The 23,595-nt window shown below is 60.8% G+C and carries 23 protein-coding genes and 2 pseudogenes; 10 read left to right on the plus strand and 15 right to left on the minus strand.

Annotated features, from left to right (window positions below; all coding sequences use genetic code 11):
- Positions 1 to 39: 39 nt before the first annotated feature.
- Positions 40 to 453: a cupin domain-containing protein gene (locus tag H8F22_RS13385; protein ID WP_027924722.1), complete on the minus strand. Its 414-nt coding sequence runs from the start codon at positions 451 to 453 to the stop codon at positions 40 to 42.
- Positions 454 to 495: 42 nt separating this feature from the next.
- Positions 496 to 1,248 carry an SDR family oxidoreductase gene (locus H8F22_RS13390; protein ID WP_027924723.1) on the minus strand — a complete coding sequence of 251 codons (753 nt, stop codon included), beginning with the start codon at positions 1,246 to 1,248 and terminating at the stop codon, positions 496 to 498.
- Between the two features lie 255 nt (positions 1,249 to 1,503).
- Between H8F22_RS13390 and H8F22_RS13395 the strand changes: the two genes are divergently transcribed.
- Positions 1,504 to 3,087, plus strand: coding sequence for a winged helix-turn-helix domain-containing tetratricopeptide repeat protein (locus H8F22_RS13395; RefSeq protein WP_059182694.1), 1,584 nt, complete (start codon positions 1,504 to 1,506; stop codon positions 3,085 to 3,087).
- Positions 3,088 to 3,446: 359 nt separating this feature from the next.
- On the opposite strand, the gene H8F22_RS13400 is transcribed toward H8F22_RS13395, so the two are convergent.
- A complete protein-coding gene (locus H8F22_RS13400) occupies positions 3,447 to 3,782 on the minus strand; it encodes a c-type cytochrome (protein ID WP_194940297.1) in 336 nt (111 codons plus the stop codon).
- A gap of 105 nt (positions 3,783 to 3,887) precedes the next feature.
- The gene (locus H8F22_RS13405; RefSeq protein ID WP_194940298.1) at positions 3,888 to 4,322 is read right to left on the minus strand and encodes a GNAT family N-acetyltransferase; all 435 of its coding nucleotides are present in this window, start codon (positions 4,320 to 4,322) and stop codon (positions 3,888 to 3,890) included.
- A gap of 233 nt (positions 4,323 to 4,555) precedes the next feature.
- Between H8F22_RS13405 and H8F22_RS13410 the strand changes: the two genes are divergently transcribed.
- On the plus strand, positions 4,556 to 4,975 hold the full coding sequence (locus H8F22_RS13410; protein ID WP_059182691.1) for an organic hydroperoxide resistance protein: 420 nt from the start codon (positions 4,556 to 4,558) through the stop codon (positions 4,973 to 4,975).
- A gap of 398 nt (positions 4,976 to 5,373) precedes the next feature.
- Here H8F22_RS13410 and H8F22_RS13415 read toward each other — a convergent pair whose 3' ends face one another.
- Together H8F22_RS13415 and H8F22_RS13420 are read right to left on the minus strand one after the other, a co-directional pair.
- Positions 5,374 to 5,709 carry a hypothetical protein gene (locus tag H8F22_RS13415; protein ID WP_027924728.1) on the minus strand — a complete coding sequence of 112 codons (336 nt, stop codon included), beginning with the start codon at positions 5,707 to 5,709 and terminating at the stop codon, positions 5,374 to 5,376.
- A 120-nt stretch (positions 5,710 to 5,829) separates the two neighbouring features.
- Positions 5,830 to 6,258, minus strand: coding sequence for a DUF1801 domain-containing protein (locus H8F22_RS13420; RefSeq protein WP_194940299.1), 429 nt, complete (start codon positions 6,256 to 6,258; stop codon positions 5,830 to 5,832).
- A gap of 278 nt (positions 6,259 to 6,536) precedes the next feature.
- On the opposite strand from H8F22_RS13420, the gene H8F22_RS13425 reads away from it, so the two are divergent.
- Positions 6,537 to 8,249, plus strand: a complete 1,713-nt coding sequence (locus H8F22_RS13425) for an amidase (RefSeq protein ID WP_059182689.1) — start codon at positions 6,537 to 6,539, stop codon at positions 8,247 to 8,249.
- Between the two features lie 48 nt (positions 8,250 to 8,297).
- Here the strand turns inward: H8F22_RS13425 and H8F22_RS13430 are convergent, their stop codons facing one another.
- Positions 8,298 to 8,678 (minus strand): RidA family protein, encoded by a 381-nt coding sequence (locus tag H8F22_RS13430; RefSeq protein WP_194940300.1) that lies wholly within the window; start codon positions 8,676 to 8,678, stop codon positions 8,298 to 8,300.
- Positions 8,679 to 8,745: 67 nt separating this feature from the next.
- Positions 8,746 to 8,937, minus strand: a complete 192-nt coding sequence (locus H8F22_RS13435) for a carbonic anhydrase (protein ID WP_027924732.1) — start codon at positions 8,935 to 8,937, stop codon at positions 8,746 to 8,748.
- A 32-nt stretch (positions 8,938 to 8,969) separates the two neighbouring features.
- On the opposite strand from H8F22_RS13435, the pseudogene H8F22_RS13440 reads away from it, so the two are divergent.
- Positions 8,970 to 9,250, plus strand: a pseudogene (locus tag H8F22_RS13440) (Dyp-type peroxidase); the annotation flags it as partial.
- 39 nt (positions 9,251 to 9,289) lie between these two features.
- On the opposite strand, the gene H8F22_RS13445 reads toward H8F22_RS13440, so the two are convergent.
- The gene (locus tag H8F22_RS13445; RefSeq protein ID WP_194940301.1) at positions 9,290 to 10,306 is read right to left on the minus strand and encodes a M14 family metallopeptidase; all 1,017 of its coding nucleotides are present in this window, start codon (positions 10,304 to 10,306) and stop codon (positions 9,290 to 9,292) included.
- A gap of 171 nt (positions 10,307 to 10,477) precedes the next feature.
- Here H8F22_RS13445 and H8F22_RS13450 point away from each other — a divergent pair.
- Positions 10,478 to 10,963, plus strand: a pseudogene (locus tag H8F22_RS13450) (TetR family transcriptional regulator C-terminal domain-containing protein); the annotation flags it as partial.
- Here the strand turns inward: H8F22_RS13450 and H8F22_RS32635 are convergent.
- From H8F22_RS32635 to H8F22_RS32960, 5 genes are all read right to left on the minus strand, one after another.
- Positions 10,919 to 11,926 (minus strand): DMT family transporter, encoded by a 1,008-nt coding sequence (locus H8F22_RS32635; protein ID WP_228758765.1) that lies wholly within the window; start codon positions 11,924 to 11,926, stop codon positions 10,919 to 10,921. The pseudogene H8F22_RS13450 and the gene H8F22_RS32635 sit on opposite strands and share 45 nt — an antisense overlap.
- Positions 11,926 to 12,624 carry an ABC transporter permease subunit gene (locus H8F22_RS13455; RefSeq protein WP_027924736.1) on the minus strand — a complete coding sequence of 233 codons (699 nt, stop codon included), beginning with the start codon at positions 12,622 to 12,624 and terminating at the stop codon, positions 11,926 to 11,928. Before H8F22_RS13455 ends, H8F22_RS32635 begins: the two co-directional genes overlap by 1 nt.
- A 5-nt stretch (positions 12,625 to 12,629) precedes the next feature.
- Positions 12,630 to 13,343 carry an ABC transporter permease gene (locus H8F22_RS13460; protein WP_027924737.1) on the minus strand — a complete coding sequence of 238 codons (714 nt, stop codon included), beginning with the start codon at positions 13,341 to 13,343 and terminating at the stop codon, positions 12,630 to 12,632.
- A gap of 87 nt (positions 13,344 to 13,430) precedes the next feature.
- On the minus strand, positions 13,431 to 14,213 hold the full coding sequence (locus tag H8F22_RS13465) for a transporter substrate-binding domain-containing protein (protein WP_027924738.1): 783 nt from the start codon (positions 14,211 to 14,213) through the stop codon (positions 13,431 to 13,433).
- A 27-nt stretch (positions 14,214 to 14,240) separates the two neighbouring features.
- Entirely contained in the window at positions 14,241 to 16,244 is a 2,004-nt protein-coding gene (locus H8F22_RS32960) for an aminotransferase class I/II-fold pyridoxal phosphate-dependent enzyme (RefSeq protein ID WP_194940302.1), read from the minus strand.
- A 620-nt stretch (positions 16,245 to 16,864) separates the two neighbouring features.
- Between H8F22_RS32960 and H8F22_RS13475 the strand changes: the two genes are divergently transcribed.
- The 5 genes from H8F22_RS13475 to H8F22_RS13495 all read left to right on the plus strand — a co-directional run bounded on the left by H8F22_RS13475 (position 16,865) and on the right by H8F22_RS13495 (position 23,004).
- Complete coding sequence (locus H8F22_RS13475; protein WP_172825940.1) at positions 16,865 to 18,625, plus strand: caspase family protein; 1,761 nt, start codon at positions 16,865 to 16,867, stop codon at positions 18,623 to 18,625.
- A gap of 171 nt (positions 18,626 to 18,796) precedes the next feature.
- Positions 18,797 to 20,296, plus strand: a complete 1,500-nt coding sequence (gene glcD, locus H8F22_RS13480) for a glycolate oxidase subunit GlcD (protein ID WP_194940303.1) — start codon at positions 18,797 to 18,799, stop codon at positions 20,294 to 20,296.
- A complete protein-coding gene (glcE, locus tag H8F22_RS13485; RefSeq protein ID WP_194940304.1) occupies positions 20,296 to 21,360 on the plus strand; it encodes a glycolate oxidase subunit GlcE in 1,065 nt (354 codons plus the stop codon). Before glcD ends, glcE begins: the two co-directional genes overlap by 1 nt.
- A 3-nt stretch (positions 21,361 to 21,363) precedes the next feature.
- On the plus strand, positions 21,364 to 22,581 hold the full coding sequence (gene glcF, locus H8F22_RS13490; RefSeq protein WP_059182683.1) for a glycolate oxidase subunit GlcF: 1,218 nt from the start codon (positions 21,364 to 21,366) through the stop codon (positions 22,579 to 22,581).
- Positions 22,582 to 22,602: 21 nt separating this feature from the next.
- On the plus strand, positions 22,603 to 23,004 hold the full coding sequence (locus tag H8F22_RS13495; RefSeq protein WP_194940305.1) for a heme-binding protein: 402 nt from the start codon (positions 22,603 to 22,605) through the stop codon (positions 23,002 to 23,004).
- Positions 23,005 to 23,150: 146 nt separating this feature from the next.
- Here H8F22_RS13495 and H8F22_RS13500 read toward each other — a convergent pair whose 3' ends face one another.
- Complete coding sequence (locus H8F22_RS13500) at positions 23,151 to 23,480, minus strand: hypothetical protein (RefSeq protein ID WP_194940394.1); 330 nt, start codon at positions 23,478 to 23,480, stop codon at positions 23,151 to 23,153.
- Between the last annotated feature and the right edge of the window lie 115 nt (positions 23,481 to 23,595).

Below are 23,595 nucleotides of genomic sequence, written 5' to 3' on the forward strand. Positions count from 1 at the left end.
CCGCCCGGCTGTCGAACATTCACGAGCGCGTTGACCGGCTCATTTTTTGATCGGTGTGACGAGTTCCTTTTCGTTGGTGTCGAGGACGAACACTGCCAGCAGGCGTGCAGGCTCGGTATCGCTGGCGTTGGCGCTGACCTCATGCACGGAGCCCGGCTCCTCTACGAAGTTTTGGCCGACGGTGTAGATCTTTTCCGGTTCGCCTTTGACCTTGATGCGAAACGAGCCTTCCAGGACCGTTGCATAGATGAAGGCCGTTTTTGGATGGGTGTGGGCCGGCGACGCAGCGCCCGGCCCGTACTCGACGACGACGCCTTTCATGCTCTTGCCAGGAAGATTGGGAATGGGACGGTCGAACACGACCGTCACCTTACCGTGGGGCGGCTCAGCGGCGGACGCTGCGCTGATCGATAGCACTGCGAAGGCCGCGGCCAACAGGATTCGAGTAACCATGGGATGGCTCCTTCGTGGGTGGGAATGTGAGGGTGCGGGCCGTTATCGGGCCTTCGATTGAGCGATCCAGTCTTCGAAGCAGATCGCCCCCAGCCGTGGATTCTTGCCAGGCACCAGCGATTGATCGTCGAGCACGGCGCCGAAGTAACGGGCGTGCACGTCCGGCAGGACCTTGCGGCTGTCCCCAGTCGCCCGCAGAAAACGCCTGGCGAGTTCGTCAATCGGCATCGCTTCCGGGCCACCCACTTCAACCGTGCCATTGACCGGTGCTGCCAGCACCACATCGGCCAGCGCCGCCACCACATCGTCGGACGCTATCGGCTGGATCAGCGCCGGCGAGACACAAAACTCCTCGCCGACGGCGAACGACTGGACGATGCCTTCGACAAACTCGAAGAACTGCGTGGCACGCAGGAGGGTGTAAGGAATGCCGGATGCCTTGATCAGGTTTTCCTGCGCGACCTTGGCCCGAAAATAACCGCTGTCGGGAAGGCGTTCGCTACCGACGATCGACAGGGCTACGTGATGACGAACCCCGGCGGCCGCTTCAGCGGCCAGCAGGTTACGCGTCGATGTTTCGAAAAAATCAAGCACGGCCTGGTCTTCCCATGACGGCGCGTTCGCCACGTCCACAACGATGTCAGTACCATCCATCGCTGCGGCCAGGCCTTCGCGGGTGATGCTGTTCACGCCCGTGCTGGGGCTGGCGGCGACCGCGTCGTGGCCGCGCTCGCGAAGGGTGTTCACAAGTTTCGATCCGATGAGGCCGGAGCCTCCGATAACTACGATCTTCATGGCTGTTCTCCACGTGTCGACGGCAACCATTGCGTCGGTGTAGAGAGATTGCATGCGTGCACACGACAAGTCCTTGCAGCGGGCTTGGATTTACCTTCATGAACGCTTGGATTTGCGTCCAAAGCAGTGGTTATTCGTCCATCGTCACCGTGGACCATGCAACGGGTTTCGAGCTGCCGTATTATCAATCTCAACTAAATATCACCAGCAGCCTGGGACACGGAGTTGAAGGCGCTTTGCCAGGGGACGCCCACGTTGCAATTCGCGTTTGAAGACTTCGTGCTCGATCAAGAGCGCCGGGAATTGACCTTGCGTGGGCAAGTCGTGGCCGTCGGGCCACAGACTTTCGATCTATTGCTGTACCTGATGTGCAACCGCGATTGCGTTGTCAGCAAGGACGACCTCCTCAAAGCCGTGTGGAGCGGCCGGATCGTCTCGGAGTCGACGATCACCAGCCACATCAATGCGGTGCGTAAAGCCATCGGCGATACGGGCGAAGAGCAGCGCCTTGTCCGCACAATTGCCCGTAAGGGTTACCGCTTCGTCGGGCACATCAACGTCGACAACAGCGAGCAAGCACGACACCCTGGCGTCGACGAACACGCGGCCTCCAGGCAAACGCCCTCCTCTGCGCTGCTTCTCCCGGACAAACCGTCGATTACGGTCTTGCCCTTCCAGAATCTGAGCGGCGATCCAGAGCAGGAATACTTCGCCGACGGCGTGGTAGAGGACATCATCGTCGCCCTTTCAAGGATCCGCTGGCTGTTCGTCATCGCGCGCAATTCGAGCTTCACCTACAAAGGTCAGGCGGTGGACATCCAGGGCATCGGTCAGACGCTGGGCGTTCGCTACGTGCTCGAAGGCAGCGTGCGCAAGTGCGGGAACAAGGTGCGCATCACCGGGCAACTCATCGACGCGACCAGTGGCACGCACCTCTGGGCGGAACGCTTCGAAGGCCTGATCGACGACATCTTCGAGTTGCAGGATCAAATCGCCGAAAGTGTCGTGGGTGCCATCGCGCCGCAACTGGAACGGGCAGAAATCGAACGCGCCAAACGCAAACCCACCGAAAGCCTGGACGCCTACGATTATTACTTGAGGGCCATGGCAAAACTGCACAGCGGCACCCGCGAAGCCATCGCAGATGCCCTGCCGATGTTCAACACAGCCATAGAACTCGACCCCGAATTCGCCTCAGCCTATGGCATGGCCGCCTGGTGCCACTTCTGGCGCAAGCTCAATGGCTGGATGAGCGACCGGCCTGCCGAAATCGCCGAAGGCACGCGGCTTGCGCGCCTGGCGGTGACACTCGGACGCGACGATGCCGTCGCGTTGACGCGCGGCGGACATGCGCTTGCTCATCTGGCCGGTGATGTCGATGGGGGCATAGCGCTGCTCGACAGGGCACGCCTGCTCAACCCTAACCTCGCCCCCGCCTGGTTCCTGGGCGGCGTCTTGCGCGCGCTGCGCGGTGAAACTGAAGGCGCCATCAAGGACTTGACCCATGCCGTTCGCTTGAGTCCGGTGGACCCCGAAATGTTCAGGATGCAGATTGGGATGTCGCTCGCGCACTTCTTCGCCGGCCGCTTCGACCTCGCTACGCAATGGGCGGAAAAAGCCTTGGGCAACCTGCCCAATCTGCTGGCCCCGGTGGCCTTGGTGGCGGCCAGTTACGCGCTCAGCGGACGCATGGACAAAGCGAAGCAGGCCATGCAGCACCTGCGAGCGCTGGATCCGTTGTTGCGGGTTTCTAATCTGAGGGATTGGCTGCCTATTCAGCGTGCGGAGGACCTTGCACGGTTTACGGAGGGACTGCGGCGGGCGGGGTTGGAGGAGTGAGCTGGGGATGGCTGACCGTAGGAATGTCAGACAGTTGACCTCTTCAGGCAGAAAAGCGGTTTGCGTGTTAATCAGAACTGCCAAACCCACGAGACTCATGATCGGTAGACCGCTGAACGATTTAGCCAAACTGTTGAATCGACCGGTTGAATCCGCCCCCTAAAACGTCCCTTCATAACCGGTAGCCGCCAGTGCTAAATGAGTTTTTGCGATGGCCCGCGCAGCCAAAAAAATGGCCCGCATGCGGGCGGGCCAAATGGGGATTTTTCAAAGGAGCAAGGGTAATCTGCGCTCCAGTCTGTGAGCACTGCGTGAAAAACATGTCGCCGAAACGAAAGCATTCGGTCGAAGCAAACACACTACTGTTGCTGATGCAGGTATTTCTGAATGGCATCAATTTCAAGTTTGCTTGGCTTTACACCGTTGTCAGACGTGAAGCTAGCGCTAGCCCAATGCGGCATTGGCGCCTTCAGAGGCTTCCCATGGTCGTCGATACCGCTCAGCACGGCGCGCTCGAATACTTTTGATTTCCACTCACTGGCATCTCCGGCCAGCTTGGGCGCCGATCCTCCCGCGCCTCGAGGCCCGTGACAACCAACACAGTTATCTTGAAAAAGTACTTCTCCATCTGGCGGTGATGCCATGGCCGATGAGCAGGTGAGTAGGGCTATGAACGTCAGAAATGCGCATTTCATTTTAGGCTCCCGGCGACCCAACGATGACGTGAGCGGCTTAGGGGCGCTAAGTGAGAGCCTAGCAGCTGGCGAAGCCTGCTACAGGACGGTGTCGTTCTTACTCGGTCAGGCGTTCGTATTGCCCGACCGGGTAAACGAGTACCGATCGATATCCGTCCGCAGCGTCCAGCCCTGACGTTGCCAATAGCGGGCCGCCGCCTCATTGGTCTTGAACACATCGAGATGGCACTTGAGGATACCGAGTGGTTCAAGACTCGACAGGCAACACTCCACCAACGCATTCGCAATGCCCTGACGCCGAAACGCCGGCTCGACAATCAGGTGCTGCAAGTACCCTCGACGCCCGTCGTGGCCCGACATGATGCAACCGCACACCACACCGTCGACTTGCGCCACAAAGCTCAACCCGGGGTTGCGTTCCAGATAGCGGGCAGTGGATTCACGCGAGTCTGCGTCACGCAGCGAGACGCCGGGCGTGCGCCGCATCAGTTCGATGACGGTCTCGTAATCGTCCAGGGTCATGACACGAATGTTGAACATTGAGTGCGCCTGAAAGTGGGAATTGTCTGGCGCAGAAGCCTATCAGATGCGATTCCGACGGGCAGAATTGTATCGATCTGTATGTTCGCCGGCGATCTTACACAGCGATACACAACGGCCGGTTCCAGACACACACGCACGACATGAGGGTGCAAAAGTGCGCCACGTCGCAAGGACTTCCCTGAACCCGCGACCTGAACACACAAGCCCTATACCCTCAGCAGGAACTTGCCATGATCAATCAAATCGACACTGTGCTGTACACCGGCAAAACCCACACCACCGGCGGCCGTGACGGTCAGTCCAAAAGTTCGGACGCACGCCTGGACATCAAGCTGTCCCCGCCCGGTTCGTCGGGCAGCGGCACCAATCCGGAACAGTTGCTGGCGGCGGGTTGGTCGGCGTGTTTTATCGGTGCGATGGGTAAAGCGGCGGTCGCATTGAACGTGACACTTCCGAGCGACGTGGCCGTGGATACCGAAATCGACCTGGGCAAAACCGATAACGCTTTTTTCCTCCAGGCACGCCTCAATGTCAGCCTTCCAGGCCTGGATCCAGCCGTCGCCCGCGCCGTGGTGGACGCGGCTCATCAAACCTGCCCGTACTCCAAAGCGACCCGTGGCAACATCGATGTCGAGATCAATCTGGTGTGATCCGGCCCGCTGGAACAGCCTGCCTTTCGGGGTGGGCCGTGCCGATAGCAGTTTTCCGTCCTGCCGTGTTTTTCACAGGACGAAATCGGTCTAAAGAGCGCGCTTTACACTGCGCATGCTTTGCTATTCTGAAGGTGTAGGTGAAGACGCAGACTGATGCGCAAGCGGATAGCAAGGAGACGTGGGGCACGTCCCGAAGGGTACACGGTTAGAAAGATCTCCGCGCTGAGATCCAGCCCTTACGCCGTGTGAAGCAGAAGTACATAACACTATTCTGTCAGAGTCCTGATAAACCTTGTAAGCCAGAAACCAGCACTGGCCACCTACTCGAAATCCGAAGCCCGCCTTGTGCGGGCTTCTTCGTCAACGCCCCCCCACCTATCAGCAGGACTCTGCGCTTACTGAACGTTTTTCAGCTTGACCACATCACCGGAGATTTTGGTGGTGTAACCGGTCAGGACCCAGGCCCAGAACCAGTTTTCCTGCACTTGGGTGTTGATCATCGCGTCGCCGCCCTTGGCTTTGATCGCCGCGTCTTGCGCGCGAACAAAACGGCTGTTCTGCCGGATCGGGATCACACCAAACAGCAACAGGCCGGTAGCGGATGCTTCGCTGTGGCCGAGGACGGTGTATTGGCTGGCGTCATAATGCTGGGTGTTCATCGGGGCACCGGTGCAACCCGCCAAAACCAGACCGAACAGAGCAACCGCGACAACTTTACTGAGGTACTTCACTGAAAAACTCCATGAGAATGTGCCCGGGATCCGTCTCTCGGGCGGCGCACACTCTAACGGAGGTGATGGCCAATTGGTACTACCCACAAAAAATTGCGCTGGTGTTCTCCCGATTTGTGCTCACTTGACCGGTTTACGCCGAGCGGCCGCCCGCGACAGGTTGAGCGCCACGGCGGATTTGATCAGTGCCTTCAACGCCTTTTCATCGAGCTTTTCGCCCTCATGCACATCAATGGCACGTCGGGTATTGCCTTCCAGGCTGGCATTGAACAGCCCTGCCGGATCCTCCAGCGAGGCGCCTTGGGCGAAGGTCATTTTGACCACGCTTTTGTAGGTCTCCCCGGTGCACAGGATCCCGGCGTGAGACCAGACCGGCACGCCCCGCCACTTCCATTCCTCGACCACCTCGGGATCGGCCTGACGGATCAACGTTCGAATGTGACAGAGCATCTCGCCCCGCCAATCGCCCAGTTCCTTGATTCTGTCGTCTATCAACGCCGAGGCGTCCTGCATCACGGCAGCCTGTGCAACGGGCTCGTCCTTCTTCATACAGTGATCACCTGCTTCATGATGGTTTTGACCCGCCTCATGATAGTTGTCGCTCGCCCACCGCTCGAGCGTCACTGACTGACGGCGCCCCCGTCCGGCACGATCTGCGCACAGCGTTTCCTCTGCCACCGGCTTAATGCCAAAATGCAACGCTCAGGTCACCCGTCCAGCCCCTGCCCCGCGTCATGCAGTGCAACGAGAATCGATATGAACCCCCATTTTCAGATAAGTGATGCCCCTGAATCCCACGTCTCCCATCAGCCGCCGGCGGTCACAGCATGATTGAAGTCACTGAGGTTTCCATTGCGCAACTGCGTGCTGCGCTTGAATCCGGCCAGACCACGGCGGTCGAGTTGGTAGAGGCTTATCTCGCCAGGATCGATGCCTACGACGGCGCCGACACCCCTACCGCCCTCAACGCGGTGGTGGTTCGCAACCCCGACGCGCTCAAGGAAGCGCAAGCGTCGGATGCCCGTCGGGCCAAAGGCGAAACGCTGGGCCCGCTCGACGGCATCCCCTACACGGCCAAGGACAGCTATCTGGTGAAGGGGCTGACCGCCGCCTCCGGAAGCCCGGCCTTCGCCAATCTGATTGCCTATCGCGATGCGTTCACCATCGAACGCCTGCGCGGTGCCGGTGCCATCTGCCTGGGCAAGACCAACATGCCGCCCATGGCCAACGGCGGTATGCAGCGCGGAGTCTATGGTCGTGCCGAGAGCCCGTACAACGCGGACTACCTTACCGCGCCTTTCGCTTCGGGTTCGTCGAACGGTGCCGGCACCGCAACTGCTGCCAGTTTCGCCGCGTTCGGCCTTGCGGAAGAAACCTGGTCGAGTGGGCGCGGCCCAGCATCGAACAATGGCTTGTGCGCCTACACGCCCTCGCGCGGGGTGATTTCGGTGCGCGGTAACTGGCCGCTGACACCGACCATGGACGTGGTCGTGCCGTTCGCCCGGACCATGGCGGACCTGCTTGAGGTGCTCGACATTGTCGTGGCCGAAGACCCGGACACCCGCGGCGATCTGTGGCGGATGCAACCCTGGGTGCCGATTCCCAGTGTCTCCTCGGTGCGCCCCGCTTCCTATCATGACCTGGCCGCACAACCTGAGGCTCTCGCCGGCAAGCGTTTCGGCGTGCCGCGCATGTACATCAACAAAGATCTTGAAGCCGGCACCAGCGAGGCGCCGGGTATCGGCGGGCCGACCGGGCAGCGCATCAACACCCGCGCCTCGGTAATCGGTCTATGGGAAGCGGCTCGCAAGGCCCTCGAAGCCGCCGGCGCTGAAGTCGTCGAAGTCGATTTCCCGCTGGTCTCCAACTGCGAAGGCGACCGTCCGGGGGCACCGACCGTGTTCAATCGCGGCATCGTCTCCAAGGAGTTCCTGCACCACGAATTGTGGGACCTGACGGCCTGGGCGTTCGATGATTTCCTTCAGGCCAATGGCGATCCCAAACTGAATCGCCTGGTTGACGTCGACGGGCCGCTGATTTTCCCCCACGACCCCGGCACGCTGCCCAACCGCGAGGGCGATCTGGCGGCCGGCATGGACGAATATGTGCGGATGGCTGAACGCGGCATTACGCCGTGGAACGAGATCACCACCGTGCCTGATGGCTTGCGCGGGCTTGAACACACGCGGCGTATCGATCTTGAGCAATGGATGGATCGCTTGGGACTGGACGCGGTGCTGTTCCCGACCGTCGCCGACGTGGGCCCGGCGAACGCCGATGTCGATCCTGCGTCTGCGGACATTGCGTGGAGCAATGGCATTTGGGTCGCCAACGGCAACCTCGCCATCCGCCACCTCGGCGTTCCGACGGTCACGGTGCCGATGGGCGTGATGCCGGACATCGGCATGCCTGTCGGGCTGACGTTCGCCGGTCGCGCCTATGACGATTCGTCGCTGCTGCGCTTGGCGTCGGCGTTTGAAGCCACCGGGAGCAAACGCTTGATCCCGCCGCGCACCCCGCCGCTGCCAACCCAGCCGTAAACATTGAGCGGGATTGGTGCGCTACAGGCTCCAATCCCGCTCAATAATTCAGCCCTTGGCCGCCATTGCGGTGACTTCCACACGCATGCCTTCGACCGCCAAAGCGGCCACGCCCACAGCGGCGCGAACCGGCCACGGCTTGGCGAAGAAACGCTTGTAGACCTCGTTGAACGCGGCGCGATCAGCCATGTCGGTGAGGTAGATGGTCAGGTGCAACACCCGATCCATCGAACTGCCAGCCCCTTCCAGTGCTGACTTGAGCGCTTGCAGCGTGCATTCGCTCTGCTCGACGATGTCACCCAGTTCCAGACTGCCGTCGGCGCGGGTAGGGATCTGAGTGGAGACCAGCAGCCCACCAAAACCGGCAACGTCGGAGGAGATGGAGTCCTGGTCTGGATCAGGGATGAACGTGATGTCTTGGTTAGCCATGAGGATCTCGCGCTTGAGGTGAAAAGGGGCTGTTGCGTATCAGCCGCGCAGTTTACATCCATCTCATTTAATCGGGGCGCAGCAACCCGGAAGGAACCACCGTTTCGATCAGCCCGGTCGTCACGTCGTACACCAGCCCCGTCACCGTGAAACCACCCGGCAGGTTCGGATTGGCCTTCAGTGCCGCCACGTCAACTGCCACCGCTTTATAAGGGTCATCGATTTCAAGCGCCGCCAACTTGTCTGTCTCGACGCCCATGTGTCTGGCCATCGTCTCAAACAGCGCCGCGTTCACACAGTGCCTTGACCACGATACCAAGGGCGGCGAAGAAGTGAAGATCCTGCGCGACAATATGCCCTTTGGCAGTCCGGGTGCGGGCGAGTTTGGCACGTACTTCATCGGCTACGCCCGTTCGCCCGATCCCCTTGAACAGATGCTGGAGAACATGATTGTCGGCCGACCACCGGGCAATTATGTCCGCTTGCTGGATTTGCGCACTGCCTTCACTGGCGGCTTGTTTTTCATCCCTTCGGCAGACTTGCTGGAACAACTGGCGGACCTCAAGCCCTGAGCCGCGGGCGCAGCCTTCATGAGTGACGGCTGCGCTCTGCTAGTTCGGATCGAGCAACCCGCCGCTCCAGTTGCGCGATACCCGGCTGCCGGTGAATTTCGCCACCACCATGCCCTGCGGCACCAGCCGATCGCGATAGCGAGTGACCATGCGCCCCGATTGCTCGGCGACCAAAACCATCTCGGACGATGGATCGCCCGGCCGCCGCAGAATCCGCGCAAAGCGCTGCCCTTCTTCGACGAAATCGCCCAGTTCTTTTTCAAAGATCAACACGCCGGGCTGCGGCGCCAGAATGGTTTCCATGTGGCCCATTTCCATCGCCTCGACGGGCCAGTCAGCGGGTGCCTGCGCCTCATCGATGACCCCGCAGCCGCAGAGCCAGACGTACAACCCTTCGGCGTCCTGCTCGGCAAACCGGTCGCTGACGTCGCCTTGCCCGCGCAACTCCAGTGTCGCCGCCATGCGCTGGTCGGTGACGCCGTCGCGCAGCCATGGCGCAATGAGGGTCTCTTCGAAAGAGCCATCGCCGCCGTCATCCCAGATGATCGCCACGTCCATTTTCATCGCGGCGGCCAATTCACGACCACGGGGCCAGAAACGGCGGTGGACGTAGAGGTAGGGCATTGCTTCGTCATCGGTGTGCAGGTCGAGCATCACGTCCGCCGGGGCCGCGAGCTGCACCAGTTTTTTTTGCCATTCCTGGACGTTGGTCGAGGGTTGGGCCATGGCGGCCGACTGGTCGAACCCGCGGTTGAAGTTATGCCCGGTAGCCTCATGAAAGCGACCGAGAAGGCGTCCTTGGCGAAACTGCCCGATGCCCAGCGGATTGGCTTGCGGCACCACCGTCACGCGGCCGTTGAGCCGCCCCTGGGCCTGGGCGACCTCAAGCTTCTGCATCAGCAGATGCAACACCAGCATCCCGGCGATTTCATCCGCATGCACCCCGGCCTGGAGGTGCACGGTCGGGCCGCTGCCATTGCCGTCGTAGCGCCACGCGCCGACCTGCACCGAGTCACCGTTGTTGTTGCGAACACTGAACGAAACATCCTGCGCCATCTGCTTGTCCTCCCGCGTCACGAACGTTAAAAACCGACACGTTGCCAAGGCCGAACTGGAGATTGAACGCACGTTCAACTAAGCTCGCCAACCAGGCAACACACCCAAGGAATCCTTGTGACAGTCCCTTCCACAAAAAACCGCCGCGCTGAACCGGACGAGCGTCGCGAAATGCTGGTGGCCGCCACCCTGCGCTGCCTGGTGCGCGACGGTCACGCCGGCATTTCCGTGCGCCGCATCGCCACCGAGGCCGGGGTGTCCGTGGGGTTGCTCAATCACCATTTCGGCAGCATCGATGCGTTGATTGCCGACACCTATCAAAAGATCGCCAGCGAGCTGACCACCGCCCTGCTCCAGGAGATCCAGCAGGCCGGCACGCCCGCGCAGAAGATGGACGCGTTCCTCACCGGTTCCTTCTCGCCTCGGGTCATGGACCCGCAATTACTTGGGGTCTGGGTGGTGTTCTGGAGCCTGATCCGGCACTCAGAACACGTCAGCCAATCCCACGAAAAAAGCTACCGTGCCTACCTCGACCTGCTCCGCCAACTGCTGGATGACATGGCGGCCAGCGAAGGTTTCGTGATCCACGACACGCGCCTGGCTGCCATCGGTTTATCGGCGATGCTCGATGGTCTCTGGATCGAGTGGTGCCTGAACCCCGAAACCTTCAGCCCCGCCAACGGCCTCCACATCTGTCGCTGCTGGATAAAGGGGCTGCGACACGGAGCATTCAGCACCGACGACGTCCTGTGAGGGGTGACGGCCGAAGATCATCGCCAGGGTGCCGCTGACGGCGATCAGCCCGGCACCGACCATCAGCGACACGTCCATCAGCGTGCCCCAGATCAGGCTCGACAAGAGGAACGCCCAGATCAGCCCGGTGTATTCGAACGGTGCGAGCAACGTGGCCGTGGCCCGCTGAAAACTGGCAAACAGCAGAAACTGGCCGATGCCGCCGACCAGCCCGGCGCCGAGCATCCCGAGCCACGCGGGGGTGGGTGCGGGTGTGTAGGTCCAGGGCAACGCCACTGCCATGCAAATCACAAACACCACGTTGGTGATCAACATCTGTTCGAGCACGGACGTCTGCTCATCCACCTGGCGCAACTGGATGTAGGTGAACGCCCAGCACATCGCCGCCAACAACGTCAGCACCACCGGCACCGGATCAACCAGGTTGCTCGGGCGGCAGGCGATGATCACACCAACAAAACCGATGATCAGGCTAAGCCACTGCCAGCCGCTGGCGCGCTCCTTGAGAATCACCGCCGCCAGCACCGTAACCATGATTGGTGCGGAAAAATACAGCGTGGTCATTTCCGCCAGGGTCAGGTCCCGGGCCGCCGTGTAATACAGCACCCAGGCAACAATCGACAACAACCCGCGCACCACCAGCAAGCGTCGGCTCGGCGAGCGCCAGGCGCGCTGGACCAAACGCAAATGCCCGGCCAGCAGACAGGCCAGGACCACCACAAGGGCGCGCCAGAACAGAATGCTGACCACCGAATAATCCGCCACCAGCCACTTGATGGCGGCGTCCTGCAGGGCCAGGAACGTATAACCCAAGGTGCACAGGCCAATGCCTTGCAACGACCGGTCAACCATCCTTGGCGTACTCATTACACCGACCTGCGCACGGGTGTCCCGCGCCGTTCGGCAAAGGCAAACAGCGCTTCGATCATGAACGTCAGGCAGACATACACGCCGGCCACCAACAGCAACGGTTGATAGACTTGCAGCGTTTGCGCCCGCACCACGTTGGCGGCGCCCAACAGATCGACAATCGCAATGGTCGAGGCCAGTGCGGTGGACTTCAGCAGCATCACGGTCTCCCCGGCCAGGGTCGGCAACAGCAGACGCAACGCCCTGGGCAAACGCACCCGCAGCAACGACTGGCGCGGGGTCATGCCAAACGCCGACGCCGCTTCCATTTCCCCTTTGGGCACCGCCAGCAACCCGCCGCGAATCACTTCGCCGACATAGGCCCCTACCGACACCACCAAGGCAAACACGATGTACCAGTAACCGTCGCGCAGGTATGGCCAGAGGAAGCTGCCGCGGATCAACGGGAACTGCGCAAACAGGCTGCCGAGGCCGTAGTAGAAGATGTAGATCTGGATCAGCAACGGCGTACCGCGCGTCACGCTGGTATAGAACAGGCTGACCTTGGCGATCACTTTGTTTTTCGAGATCCGGGCCAGCGCCACCAGCACTGCGAGCGCATAACCGAACACGCTGGAAATCAACAAAATGGTGATGGTCGTTTGCAGCCCCCGGCCCAACAGCGCCGCGTATTCAACTATCCACGCTGGAATCATTTCATTCACTCAGCCAAAGGCATCCAGCGACGGATGCGTCGCTCAAGCCGTCCCGACAGGTAGTTGGACACCAGCGTCACGGCGTAATACATCGCCGCGGCGGTGAGGTAGAACAACAGGTAGTGACGCGTCGAGCCCGCGCCTTGCTTGGCGGTGTACAGCAACTCGTTGGTGCCGACCACGCTGATCAATGCGCTGTCCTTGATCAGGTTGATCCACAGGTTGGCCATCCCGGCCATGGCGTAAGGCGCCATGATCGGCAGCGTGACCCGTCGGAACAGGCCGAAGCCGCTCAAGCCGAACGCTTTGCCTGCCTCGATCTGACCGAACGGAATGGCCTGGATCGCCGCCCGGAAAATCTCCGAGGCGTACGCGCCCTGCACCAGCCCCAGCACCACAATCGCCGCCAGCGGACCGCTGACATTCACCGTGTCGTAGCCCATCTGCGCCATCAGCGAATTGAGCAGCATCGAACCGACGTAGTACAGCAGCAGGATCAGCAACAACTCCGGAACCGCACGGAATAACGTGGTGTAACTGCGCATCAGTGCCGCGATCGGTTTCGGCGCGCCCAGCTTGAGGCAAGCCACCACCAGCCCGATCAGGAGCCCGAGCACAAACGCCCCGGCGGAAATCTGCAGGGTCATCCAGAGCCCTTTCAACAGCGCACTGCCCCATCCTTGTTCGCTGAAATTGATCAAATCGAACATTGCCGGCATTTCACTCTCCCGTTAAAGCACCACCGGACCTTGTGGGCGCGAGCTTGCTCGCGCCCACAGGGTTTTGCATCGGCCACAGGATCTCTATCAGAACGCCGGTTTCACGCTGGTGCCGAAGTAGTGTTGGGACAGGTCGTCATAGTCCTTGCTCGCCAGCAAGGTCTTGATCGCCGTGTCGAGTTTGGCCTTGAGCTCGGTGTCGTCCTTGCGCAAACCGGCGCCCACGCCTTTGCCAAAAATCGGGTCGTAAGGCACTGCGCCGAGGTAGGCCAGGTCCTTGGCATCCGGGGTCTGGACGAAGGCCGCCATGGCCGTGCCGTCCGCCATCATCAGGTCGATACGACCGGCAATCAGGTCGGCGTTGGCCGAGTCCTGGGTGTCGTAATACTTCACGTCGGCAATTTTTTCGTAGTACGTCTTCAGGTAACTGGCGCTCACCGTGGAGTTCTGCACCCCAATGGTTTTGCCCTTCAGGTCATCCGGGTACTTCTTAACAGACGCGTCCTTCGGCCCGACAATCGCGATCACCGAATCGTAGTAAGCCTTGCTGAAGGCGATCTGTTTTTCCCGTTCTTCAGTGACCGACATCGAGGAAAAAATCACGTCGATCTTCTTCGCCAGCAACGAAGGAATGATGCCGTCCCACGCCACTTCCTTGATTTCACACTCGGCTTTCATCTCGCTGCACAGCTTGTGGATCAGGTCGACTTCGAAGCCCTTCCACTCACCGTTGGCCTGTTTCTCGGTGTACGGCGGATAGGGTTCGGCCGCGACCGCGAACCTGATCGGTTGCGCCTGCGCCGCGCTCATGCCAGCCAGCAGCAAGCAGGCCGCGCCGGTAAACCAGTTTGCCAAACGTCGATTTCCCATGATTTTTCCCCGTCTTTTTATGATGTTTTAGCGAGTCTGATGTGCGTTGACGAACTGTCGGCAACGTTCACTGCGTGGGTGTACGAACACTTCATCCGGCGAACCGGTTTCCTCGATCAGCCCTTGGTGCAAGTAGGCGACTTGGGAAGACACATCGCGGGCAAAGGCCATTTCATGGGTCACCAGGATCATGGTCCGGCCTTCTTCCGCGAGGGAGCGGATCACCCGCAGCACTTCGCCGACCAGTTCCGGGTCGAGTGCCGAGGTGGGTTCATCGAACAGCATGACCTTGGGCCGCATGGCCAGGGCCCGGGCGATGGCCACCCGTTGTTGCTGCCCCCCGGAGAGAAACGCCGGGTACTCGTTGCGCTTGGCCGCAAGCCCCACGCGTTCCAGAAAGGCTTCAGCCCGTTCAGTGGCTTCGGCACGGCTTTCACGCAGGACCTGGGTCGGCGCTTCGATGAGGTTTTCCAGCACCGTGCGATGGGGCCAGAGGTTAAAGTTCTGGAACACCATGCCCAGGCTCGAACGGATCCGCACCAGCTGTTTGGCGTCGGACACCAGTGGCGCGCCGGGACGGTCGTGGTTGAGCTTGATGCTTTCGCCGTCCACCAGAATGCGTCCCTGGTCCGGCACTTCGAGCATGTTGATGCAGCGCAGCAAGGTACTTTTGCCCGAGCCGCTGGCGCCGATCAGGGAGATCACATCGCCTTCGCGGGCCGTCAGCGAGACGCCCTTGAGCACTTCGATATTGCCGAAGCGTTTGTGCAGGCCATCGACTTCGATCATGGTCTTGGACGTGACGGGGACAACGGTGGCTTCGCAGGTGACGCGACTGATCACCGGTCGTGGCGCCTCACCTTTCAGCACCAGGACAAAATCGCGAATACGCTGACAGGCCTGGGCCAACCGCTCTTCTCCGAGGGTGAACGAGAGCCGCACAAAGCCTTGCGCCGGCTCGCCAAACGCCGCCGCATCGAGGACCGACACGCGCGCCTCGCGCAACAGGCGCCAGGCGAACTCCAGCGAAGTCAGCCCGGTGTCACGCACGTCCATCAACACGAACATGCCGGCATCGGGGTTGAGCACTGAAATACCCGGGCAGTTGGACAGACTCGTGACCACCAGATCACGCCGACGGCGATAGATGTCGCGCATGCCGTGGGTCACGTCTTCGTGGGCCTGCACCGCTTTCAGCGCCGCTTCCATGACAAACCCCGGCAAGCCATAGAGCATACTCAGCACCAGGGTTTCCGCGTGGGCGATCAAGGCTTCGTTGGCGACGATCCAGCCGATCCGCCAGCCGGTCATGGCATGGGATTTCGACAGACTGCCGACCACCACGCAGCGCTCGGCCATGCCCGGCAACGCCGCGAGGCTGAGGTGTTCGCGTTCGAAGGCGAGGCTTTCGTAGACTTCGTCGACCACCACCCACAGGTCATGTTCGATGGCGAGGTCGGCGATGGCTTGCAGCTCTTCGCGGTTGAGCACCACGCCGGTGGGGTTGTTCGGGTTGGAGAAGAAAATCGCCCGGGTGCGCGGGGTGATGGCCTTGGCCAACACGGCGGCATCGAGCCTGAAACCGCAATCCGCCGAGCACGGCACCCGCACCAGCGTGGCGCCGGAGGCCTTGAGGGTGGCCTCGTACGTCACGTACATCGGGTCCAGGGCAATCACTTCATCGCCCGTGTTGAGCAGGCACATCGAGGTGATGAACAACGCGTTCTGCGCCCCGGCCGCGACGATCACGTTCGGCGCTTGCACCTCACGGCCGAACAATGGGCTGTAGCGGTTGGCGATGGCTTCGCGCAAGGTCTGGCGACCGGCGATCTCGGTGTAGTGAGTGTCACCCTCGCGCAGCGCTTCGATGGCGGCATCGGTGATGAAATCGGGTGTGGGGAAATCCGGGTCACCGACGCTGAGAATGATCACATCCTCGCCACGGCGCTGGGCTTCAAAGGCTGCATTGTGAATATCCCAGGCGGCGACACCGTCGCCTGAAATCCGCTCAACAAAAGGTGAAAACCGCATGCCAGTGCCTCGTTCGAATTGAAGAAACGCCAGCCCGCGCTACCCGCCGGGGAGGTGGCCATCAACATAGTCGAAGCTGAACAGTCGTTCAACAGAAAAGTCGCGAAGGTTCGCGTTCAGCGTAAACAGGTCGTTTTCACGACAGTCGCGGCGTTTTCAGCACGGGGGCATGGTGAAGCTGAATGGGAATCCCGAGAGGGTTTCCAGCCACGGAAGTTTAATAAGACGGGTACAACTTCTGAGTCAACCTTATTAGATAAGTGCTGCACATTAGATAATTCCTTCACACGTGTAACACCAACAAGACACTTATAAAACCTGACACCTTCAACCTAGGCTAAACCTCAATAACATCAGCACTTCGTACCGACGCGCCTTTCTGAACACCCCGAACCCCAAGGCCTTCACCCGCACCTTAGAAGTTCACCCCACTAGCAATGCTCTAAATTAAAAACAACTGACTCATTCCAATTAATCATAAAAAAGCCCAGTCGGATTTTGCTAATCGAATATGCTCAACTCAACGCACCAACAGGCAGTTAGTTCTCTTATCAAGCCGATGACAACAACCGCTTGTTCATGCAAATAACGCCAGCAGACATCACTTCAAGGAAATGGACATGAAGATCAAGATTCTGTGCGTGCATGGCATTGGCCATGAAGAAGCGGATGAGAGTTTCGAGCAATCCTGGAAACGGTCGATTACCACGGCGGTGCTGAGCGTGGCGCCGAATGCGGTGATCGAACTGGACTATTTCGAGTATGACGCGCGCTTTGCGTCCAGCGGTCTGGGCGCGCCGGAAATTGCCGAAGCGACGCTGCGTCTACTGACCAGCGCCGTCATCCATTCAGTCGGGGATCTGTTCCGGCGTGATCGCGGCATCGGGCAATTTCCTGATCGCCTGCGCTGGACGGCCGGCATGGTGGCGCAATGGACCGCGGACGAGGCGCTGCGAACCACGCTGCGTAAAGACCTCGCCACGCGCATCAACGACTCAGAACCGGATATCGTCTGTGCGCACAGCCTCGGAACACTGGTCGCCTATGACACGTTCCGTCGGGATCCGTCGCTGATGAACAAGCGCGTGCTGATCACGTTCGGCTCGCAGATTGCCAACCCCGCAGTACGCGAGACGTTCGGCGGACGTATCGAAGGCATTGACACGGCATACAAGTGGTACCACCTCTACAACGAACACGATCATGTGTTTACCGCACCGCTGTACCTGCGCGATGCCAACTTCACTCAAGTCATGACGCCTTTCGACAAACCGGGCGACGCGCTCAATCACGATGCAACGTACTACCTCGGTCACCCCGAAACCCGGTCCAATGTCTGGGGGCCGCTGTTACAGGTCGGCCTCGCCAGGGGGTTCGACAAACGTTTGCTCGCCGTCGACAAATCACTCGGTCTGGCCGTGCCAAAGGCACAAACCGCACGTCGTTCGCGAGACAAGGCGTTGCTGATCGGGATCAACAACTATCCCAACCCTTCGGACCGGCTCGAGGGTTGCGTCAATGACGTGTTCCTGATGAGTTCATTGCTGCAAGAATCGAACTTCTCTCCGGATGACATCCGCGTCGTGCTCGATGACCGCGCCACCACCGCCGGCATTCGCGATCGCCTGCACTGGTTGCTCGACGACGCCCAGGCGGGTGATCGCCGAGTGCTGTTCTACTCAGGGCACGGTGCGCAGATTCCCAATACCAATGCCGCCGGCGAGGCCGATCGCATCGATGAATGTCTGTGCCCCTGGGATTTCGACTGGACGCCGGAACACGCCATCGTCGACAACGACTTTCGCGACCTGTACATCCAGCTGCCGTACAACACACAGTTCATAACCATCTTCGATTGCTGCCACTCGGGCGGCATGACGCGTGAAGGCGCGCGGCGTGCCCGAGGGTTGACGCCACCGGATGACATCCGCCATCGCGCCCTGCGCTGGGAGGCCAGTCTGCAGATGTGGGTCGAGCGCGATTGGGTGAAAGAGGCGCGCAAGAACGCGCAGAAGGCAGAAGCCGCCAACACCGTGAGCAATCGCGACGGCATTCGCCGGGTCGGCCAGGCCATCGCGGTACGCGGGTACGACGACAAGCTCTACAACAGACGTCGCATCGCTTACAAACACGATGGCCCTTTTCTGCCGATCCTCATGTACGCCTGTGGCGAATCCCAACTGTCGTATGAGTACCGCCACGGCGTGATTTCGTACGGCGCGTTCACCTACGCGCTCGCCCAGACGCTGCGCTCATCCAAAAAGCGTCCGACATTCAATGCCTTGGTCCGCGCCACGGGCAAGCTCCTGGCCGAGCTGGGTTATGACCAGAAGCCGGCCATTGTCGGGCCGAAGGTTTTACTCGGCAAAGTCGTTCCCTAAACCATCAACCACCACGCTTAGAATCAAACCGGGCGTCTTGAAGACGCCCGGTTTCTTATTGAGTGGGTCAAAATCAAATCGGCTCCTGCTCGCAACTGAGCTAACGTTGGCGAGGGACCTATCATCGAAACCTGACCTCTAATAAAAACAACCGAGGGTCGCGATCAGGCTATGAACATTCTTTACGACGAACGCGTCGACGGCGTTTTGCCCGAGGTCGACAAAGCCGCCCTGCTCCAGGCGTTACGAGCGCGCTTGCCGGATCTGGACATCCTGCATCAGCAAGAAGAGCTCAGACCGTATGAATGCGACGGGCTCTCCGCGTATCGCACCACGCCGCTGCTGGTGGTGTTGCCGCGCCACCTGGACGAAGTCCAGGGCATCCTTCAAGTCTGTCATGAGCGGCACGTCGCGGTGGTTGCCCGTGGCGCCGGCACCGGGTTGTCCGGCGGTGCACTGCCGCTGGAAAAAGGCGTGCTGCTGGTGATGGCGCGCTTCAACAACATCCTGCACATAGACCCCGCCGCCCGCACCGCGCGGGTTCAGCCGGGGGTGCGCAACCTGGCGATTTCCCAGGCCGCGGCGCCGTTTGGTTTGTATTACGCGCCGGATCCCTCCTCGCAGATTGCTTGCTCAATCGGCGGCAACGTCGCCGAAAACGCCGGTGGCGTGCATTGCCTCAAATACGGCCTGACCGTGCACAACCTGTTCAAAGTCGACATTCTGACCGTCGCGGGCGAACACCTGACGCTGGGCTCCGACGCGCTCGACTCGCCCGGTTTTGACCTGCTGGCCTTGTTCACCGGTTCCGAAGGCATGCTGGGGGTCATCACCGAAGTCACGGTGAAACTGCTGCCCAAACCGCAAACCGCCAAAGTGCTGCTGGCCGCCTTCGATTCCGTGGAAAAGGCCGGGCGCGCGGTGGGTGACATCATTGCCGCCGGCATCATCCCCGGCGGCCTGGAGATGATGGACAACCTGGCGATTCGCGCCGCCGAGGACTTCATCCACGCCGGCTACCCCGTCGACGCCGAAGCCATTTTGCTCTGTGAACTCGATGGCGTTGAAGCCGATGTCCATGATGATTGCGACCGCGTGCGCCAGGTGCTGGAACAGGCTGGCGCCACCGAAGTCCGCCAGGCCCGCGATGAAGCCGAGCGCGTGCGGTTCTGGGCCGGGCGCAAGAATGCCTTCCCGGCCGTCGGACGGCTGTCGCCGGATTACTACTGCATGGACGGCACGATCCCGCGCCGCGAACTGCCCGGTGTGTTGCGGGCTATCGCGACACTCTCGGATGAATATGGCCTGCGGGTGGCCAACGTGTTCCACGCCGGCGACGGCAACATGCACCCGCTGATTCTGTTCGACGCCAATCAACCGGGCGAGCTCGACCGCGCCGAAACCCTGGGCGGCAAGATCCTCGAGCTGTGCGTGAAGGTCGGCGGTAGCATCACCGGCGAACACGGCGTGGGGCGGGAGAAAATCAATCAGATGTGCGCGCAGTTCAACAGCGATGAGCTGACCGTGTTCCATGCGGTCAAAGCGGCCTTCGATCCTGGCGGCTTGCTCAACCCCGGCAAGAACATTCCGACCCTGCACCGCTGCGCCGAGTTTGGCGCGATGCACGTGCATATGGGGCAGTTGCCCTTCCCTGATCTGGAGCGCTTCTGATGCGTAGCGAACACGACATGGATGACAGTGCCGCGCTGCTGGAGCAGGTCAACCAGGCGCTGCAAAACGCCACGCCGTTGCGCATTCAGGGCTCCAACAGCAAGGCATTCCTGGGACGGATCGTTGCCGGTGAGGTGCTCGACACGCGCACCCACCGGGGCATCGTCAGCTATGACCCGACCGAACTGGTGATCACCGTCCGCTGCGGCACACCGTTGTCAGAACTGGCTGAGGTATTGGACCACGCACAGCAGATGCTGCCGTGTGAACCGCCCTCCTTCGGCGAAGGCGCCACCGTCGGCGGCATGATTGCCTGCGGCTTGTCGGGGCCTCGACGCCCGTGGTCAGGCTCGGTCAGGGACTTTGTCCTCGGCACACGGGTGATCACCGGGCATGGCAAGCATTTGCGCTTCGGTGGCGAAGTCATGAAGAACGTCGCCGGTTACGACCTGTCGCGCTTGATGGTCGGCAGTTACGGATCGCTGGGGGTGGTGACTGAAGTGTCACTCAAAGTCCTGCCCAAACCGCGTCAATGCCTGAGCATCAGCCTGGACATGGACAGTGACCGCGCCCTGCTGCGCCTCGCGGAATGGGGCCAGCAGCCCTTGCCGATCAGCGCCGCGTGCCACGACGGGCAACGCCTGCACCTGCGGCTTGAGGGGGGCGAAGGCTCGGTGGCGGCGGCCCATGATCGATTGGGCGGCGAGCGGCTGGACGCGAACTATTGGGCGGACCTCAACGAACATCGACTGAGTTTCTTTGATGAGGACCAACCCCTTTGGCGGTTGTCCCTGCCCCACAACACACCCCGACTGTCTTTGCCCGGCGTTCAACTGATCGATTGGGGCGGCGCACAGCGCTGGCTCAAATCCGAGGCGCAAGCCTCGTTCATTCGCAAGATCGTCGGCGAGGTCGGCGGGCATGTGACCTGCTACAGCCATGGCCTGATCGACAGCCCGTTCCAACCGCTGCCGGCTGCACTGATGCGCTATCACCAGAACCTGAAGCAGCAACTTGACCCACGGGGCATTTTCAACCCCGGTCGCCTGTACGCGGAGTGTTGACCCATGCAAACCACGCTCAGCGACCAGGCCCGCCAGCTGCCCCGCGCCGAAGAAGCCGAACGCATTCTGCGCACCTGTGTGCATTGCGGTTTTTGCAATGCGACCTGCCCGACTTATCAATTGCTCGGCGATGAACTGGATGGCCCGCGAGGTCGCATCTACCTGATCAAGCAGGTGCTGGAAGGCAACGAAGTCACGCAAAAAACCCAGCAGCATCTGGATCGTTGCCTGTCGTGCCGCAACTGCGAAACCACCTGCCCCTCCGGCGTCGATTACCACAACTTGCTCGACATCGGACGCGCAGTGGTGGACGCCGCCGTACCGCGCCCGCTCGAGCAGCGTTTATTGCGCGAAGGGTTGCGCCGCGTGGTACCCAACCCGGGATTGTTCAAAGCGCTGGTGAGCGGTGGCCAGGTGTTCCGTGCCTTGTTGCCGAACACCCTGCAAGCCAAGTTGCCTCGCCGTGTGTACCCGGCCAAACCACGCCCGACGGTGCGCCACGCCAGGCAAGTGCTGATACTCGAAGGTTGCGTGCAGCCGGGGCTGTCGCCCAACACCAACGCCGCCACTGCGCGGGTGCTGGATCGACTCGGTATCAGCGTCATACCCACCCGCGAAGCCGGGTGCTGCGGCGCCGTCGATTATCACCTCGACGCCCAGGTGGCCGGCCTTGATCGCGCACGGCACAACATCGATGCGTGGTGGCCGGCGATTGAAAACGGTGCCGAAGCGATTGTGCAAACCGCCAGCGGTTGCGGTGCGTTCATCAAGGACTATGGTCATTTGCTGCGCAGCGATCCGGCCTATGCCGAGAAGGCGCAAAAGGTCAGCGCACTGGCCAGGGACCTGGTCGAAGTGCTGCGCGATGAACCGCTGGAAACCCTCGGTATCCACAGCGACCAGCGCCTGGCGTTCCATTGCCCCTGCACCTTGCAGCACGCGCAAAAACTGGGCGGCGCGGTTGAGGCGCTGCTGACACGTCTGGGTTTTAACCTCACGCCCGTACCTGACGGCCATTTGTGCTGCGGCTCGGCGGGCACCTATTCGCTGACTCAACCGGAACTGTCCCGGCAACTGCGCGACAACAAGCTCAATGCGCTGGAGAGCGGGCATCCCGAAATCATTGTCACCGCCAATATCGGCTGTCAGTCCCACCTCGACGGCGCGGGTCGAACCCCGGTCCGGCACTGGATTGAACTGGTGGAAGCCGCCCTGCCCTGATCACCCTCTGGAGCAATCGCCATGAAGCGTAAAGCCATACTGAGTCAGGCCGAAGTCAGCCAGATCCTCACCGCCGCCCGCACCGAAGCACAGAACAATCAATGGGCCGTAACCATTGTGATTGTCGATGACGGTGGCCATCCCCTGGCGCTCGAACGCCTCGACGGGTGCGCGGCCAGCAGCGCCTACATCGCCACTGAAAAAGCCCGCACCTCGGCCTTGGGCCGGCGTGAGTCGAAAGGTTATGAAGACATGGTCAACGGCGGACGCTTCGCCTTTTTATCGGCGCCGTTGCTGACGTCCCTTGAAGGTGGCGTGCCGATTGTTTACGACGGCCAGGTGATCGGCGCGGTCGGCGTGTCCGGGGTCAAGGCTGAACAGGATGCACAAGTGGCCAAGGCCGGGGCGCAGTGTTTGAAGTAACGCCATAAAAGGTTCGGCACTATCAACCTGTGGCGAGGGAGCTTGCTCCCGCTGGACAGCGCAGCTGTCCCGTTTTTTGGGGCCGCTTCGCAGCCCAGCGGGAGCAAGCTCCCTCGCCACAAAAGCGCCCTCGCCACAGGATCGCATTACTTGCGCGCCAGCTTGTACCGAATGCACTCTTCATAAAAACTCTGCCGCACCGCAGCCGGTTTGAACCGCGACGGACTGTCGTAGGTCTGCTCGGTAATGCCCATGGCCATCATGTGCATCCACGGTTTGTTGAATTTGTAGGTCTGAATCTTCTTGCGAGCGGCATACAGCGACACCCCGGACAACTTCAGCTCCTGGGCCCTGGCCGCCGTCCCCGCGCCCCAGTCGCACATATATCGGTCATTGGCCACCAACTCCCTGGCCTGGGCCGCGCCGGCCATGCTCGCCAGGGTAACCGAGATCATCGTGATCGCTACATTGCGCAATTGCATTCCGCCTAACCACCTGAAAATAAAGTGATTTTGGCGACTGTTTTGCGCCAGCGGGGCCAGCAGTTTGCCTTATCTGCACCTAATAACCGCATTCGGACTCAATGGGCCG

The sequence above is a fragment of the Pseudomonas mucoides genome, assembly GCF_015461845.1.
GTDB lineage: Bacteria > Pseudomonadota > Gammaproteobacteria > Pseudomonadales > Pseudomonadaceae > Aquipseudomonas > Aquipseudomonas mucoides.

Bases quoted from the DNA above. Each gene is read 5' to 3' on its own strand.
- H8F22_RS13385 (WP_027924722.1), bottom strand. From the start codon at position 453: ATGGTTACTCGAATCCTGTTGGCCGCGGCCTTCGCAGTGCTATCGATC.
- H8F22_RS13390 (WP_027924723.1), bottom strand. From the start codon at position 1,248: ATGAAGATCGTAGTTATCGGAGGCTCCGGCCTCATCGGATCGAAACTT.
- H8F22_RS13400 (WP_194940297.1), bottom strand. From the start codon at position 3,782: ATGAAATGCGCATTTCTGACGTTCATAGCCCTACTCACCTGCTCATCG.
- H8F22_RS13405 (WP_194940298.1), bottom strand. From the start codon at position 4,322: ATGTTCAACATTCGTGTCATGACCCTGGACGATTACGAGACCGTCATC.
- H8F22_RS13410 (WP_059182691.1), top strand. From the start codon at position 4,556: ATGATCAATCAAATCGACACTGTGCTGTACACCGGCAAAACCCACACC.
- H8F22_RS13420 (WP_194940299.1), bottom strand. From the start codon at position 6,258: ATGAAGAAGGACGAGCCCGTTGCACAGGCTGCCGTGATGCAGGACGCC.
- H8F22_RS13425 (WP_059182689.1), top strand. From the start codon at position 6,537: ATGATTGAAGTCACTGAGGTTTCCATTGCGCAACTGCGTGCTGCGCTT.
- H8F22_RS13430 (WP_194940300.1), bottom strand. From the start codon at position 8,678: ATGGCTAACCAAGACATCACGTTCATCCCTGATCCAGACCAGGACTCC.
- H8F22_RS13435 (WP_027924732.1), bottom strand. From the start codon at position 8,937: ATGGGCGTCGAGACAGACAAGTTGGCGGCGCTTGAAATCGATGACCCT.
- H8F22_RS13445 (WP_194940301.1), bottom strand. From the start codon at position 10,306: ATGGCGCAGGATGTTTCGTTCAGTGTTCGCAACAACAACGGTGACTCG.
- H8F22_RS32635 (WP_228758765.1), bottom strand. From the start codon at position 11,926: ATGAGTACGCCAAGGATGGTTGACCGGTCGTTGCAAGGCATTGGCCTG.
- H8F22_RS13455 (WP_027924736.1), bottom strand. From the start codon at position 12,624: ATGATTCCAGCGTGGATAGTTGAATACGCGGCGCTGTTGGGCCGGGGG.
- H8F22_RS13460 (WP_027924737.1), bottom strand. From the start codon at position 13,343: ATGCCGGCAATGTTCGATTTGATCAATTTCAGCGAACAAGGATGGGGC.
- H8F22_RS13465 (WP_027924738.1), bottom strand. From the start codon at position 14,213: ATGGGAAATCGACGTTTGGCAAACTGGTTTACCGGCGCGGCCTGCTTG.
- H8F22_RS32960 (WP_194940302.1), bottom strand. From the start codon at position 16,244: ATGCGGTTTTCACCTTTTGTTGAGCGGATTTCAGGCGACGGTGTCGCC.
- H8F22_RS13475 (WP_172825940.1), top strand. From the start codon at position 16,865: ATGAAGATCAAGATTCTGTGCGTGCATGGCATTGGCCATGAAGAAGCG.
- glcD (WP_194940303.1), top strand. From the start codon at position 18,797: ATGAACATTCTTTACGACGAACGCGTCGACGGCGTTTTGCCCGAGGTC.
- glcE (WP_194940304.1), top strand. From the start codon at position 20,296: ATGCGTAGCGAACACGACATGGATGACAGTGCCGCGCTGCTGGAGCAG.
- glcF (WP_059182683.1), top strand. From the start codon at position 21,364: ATGCAAACCACGCTCAGCGACCAGGCCCGCCAGCTGCCCCGCGCCGAA.
- H8F22_RS13495 (WP_194940305.1), top strand. From the start codon at position 22,603: ATGAAGCGTAAAGCCATACTGAGTCAGGCCGAAGTCAGCCAGATCCTC.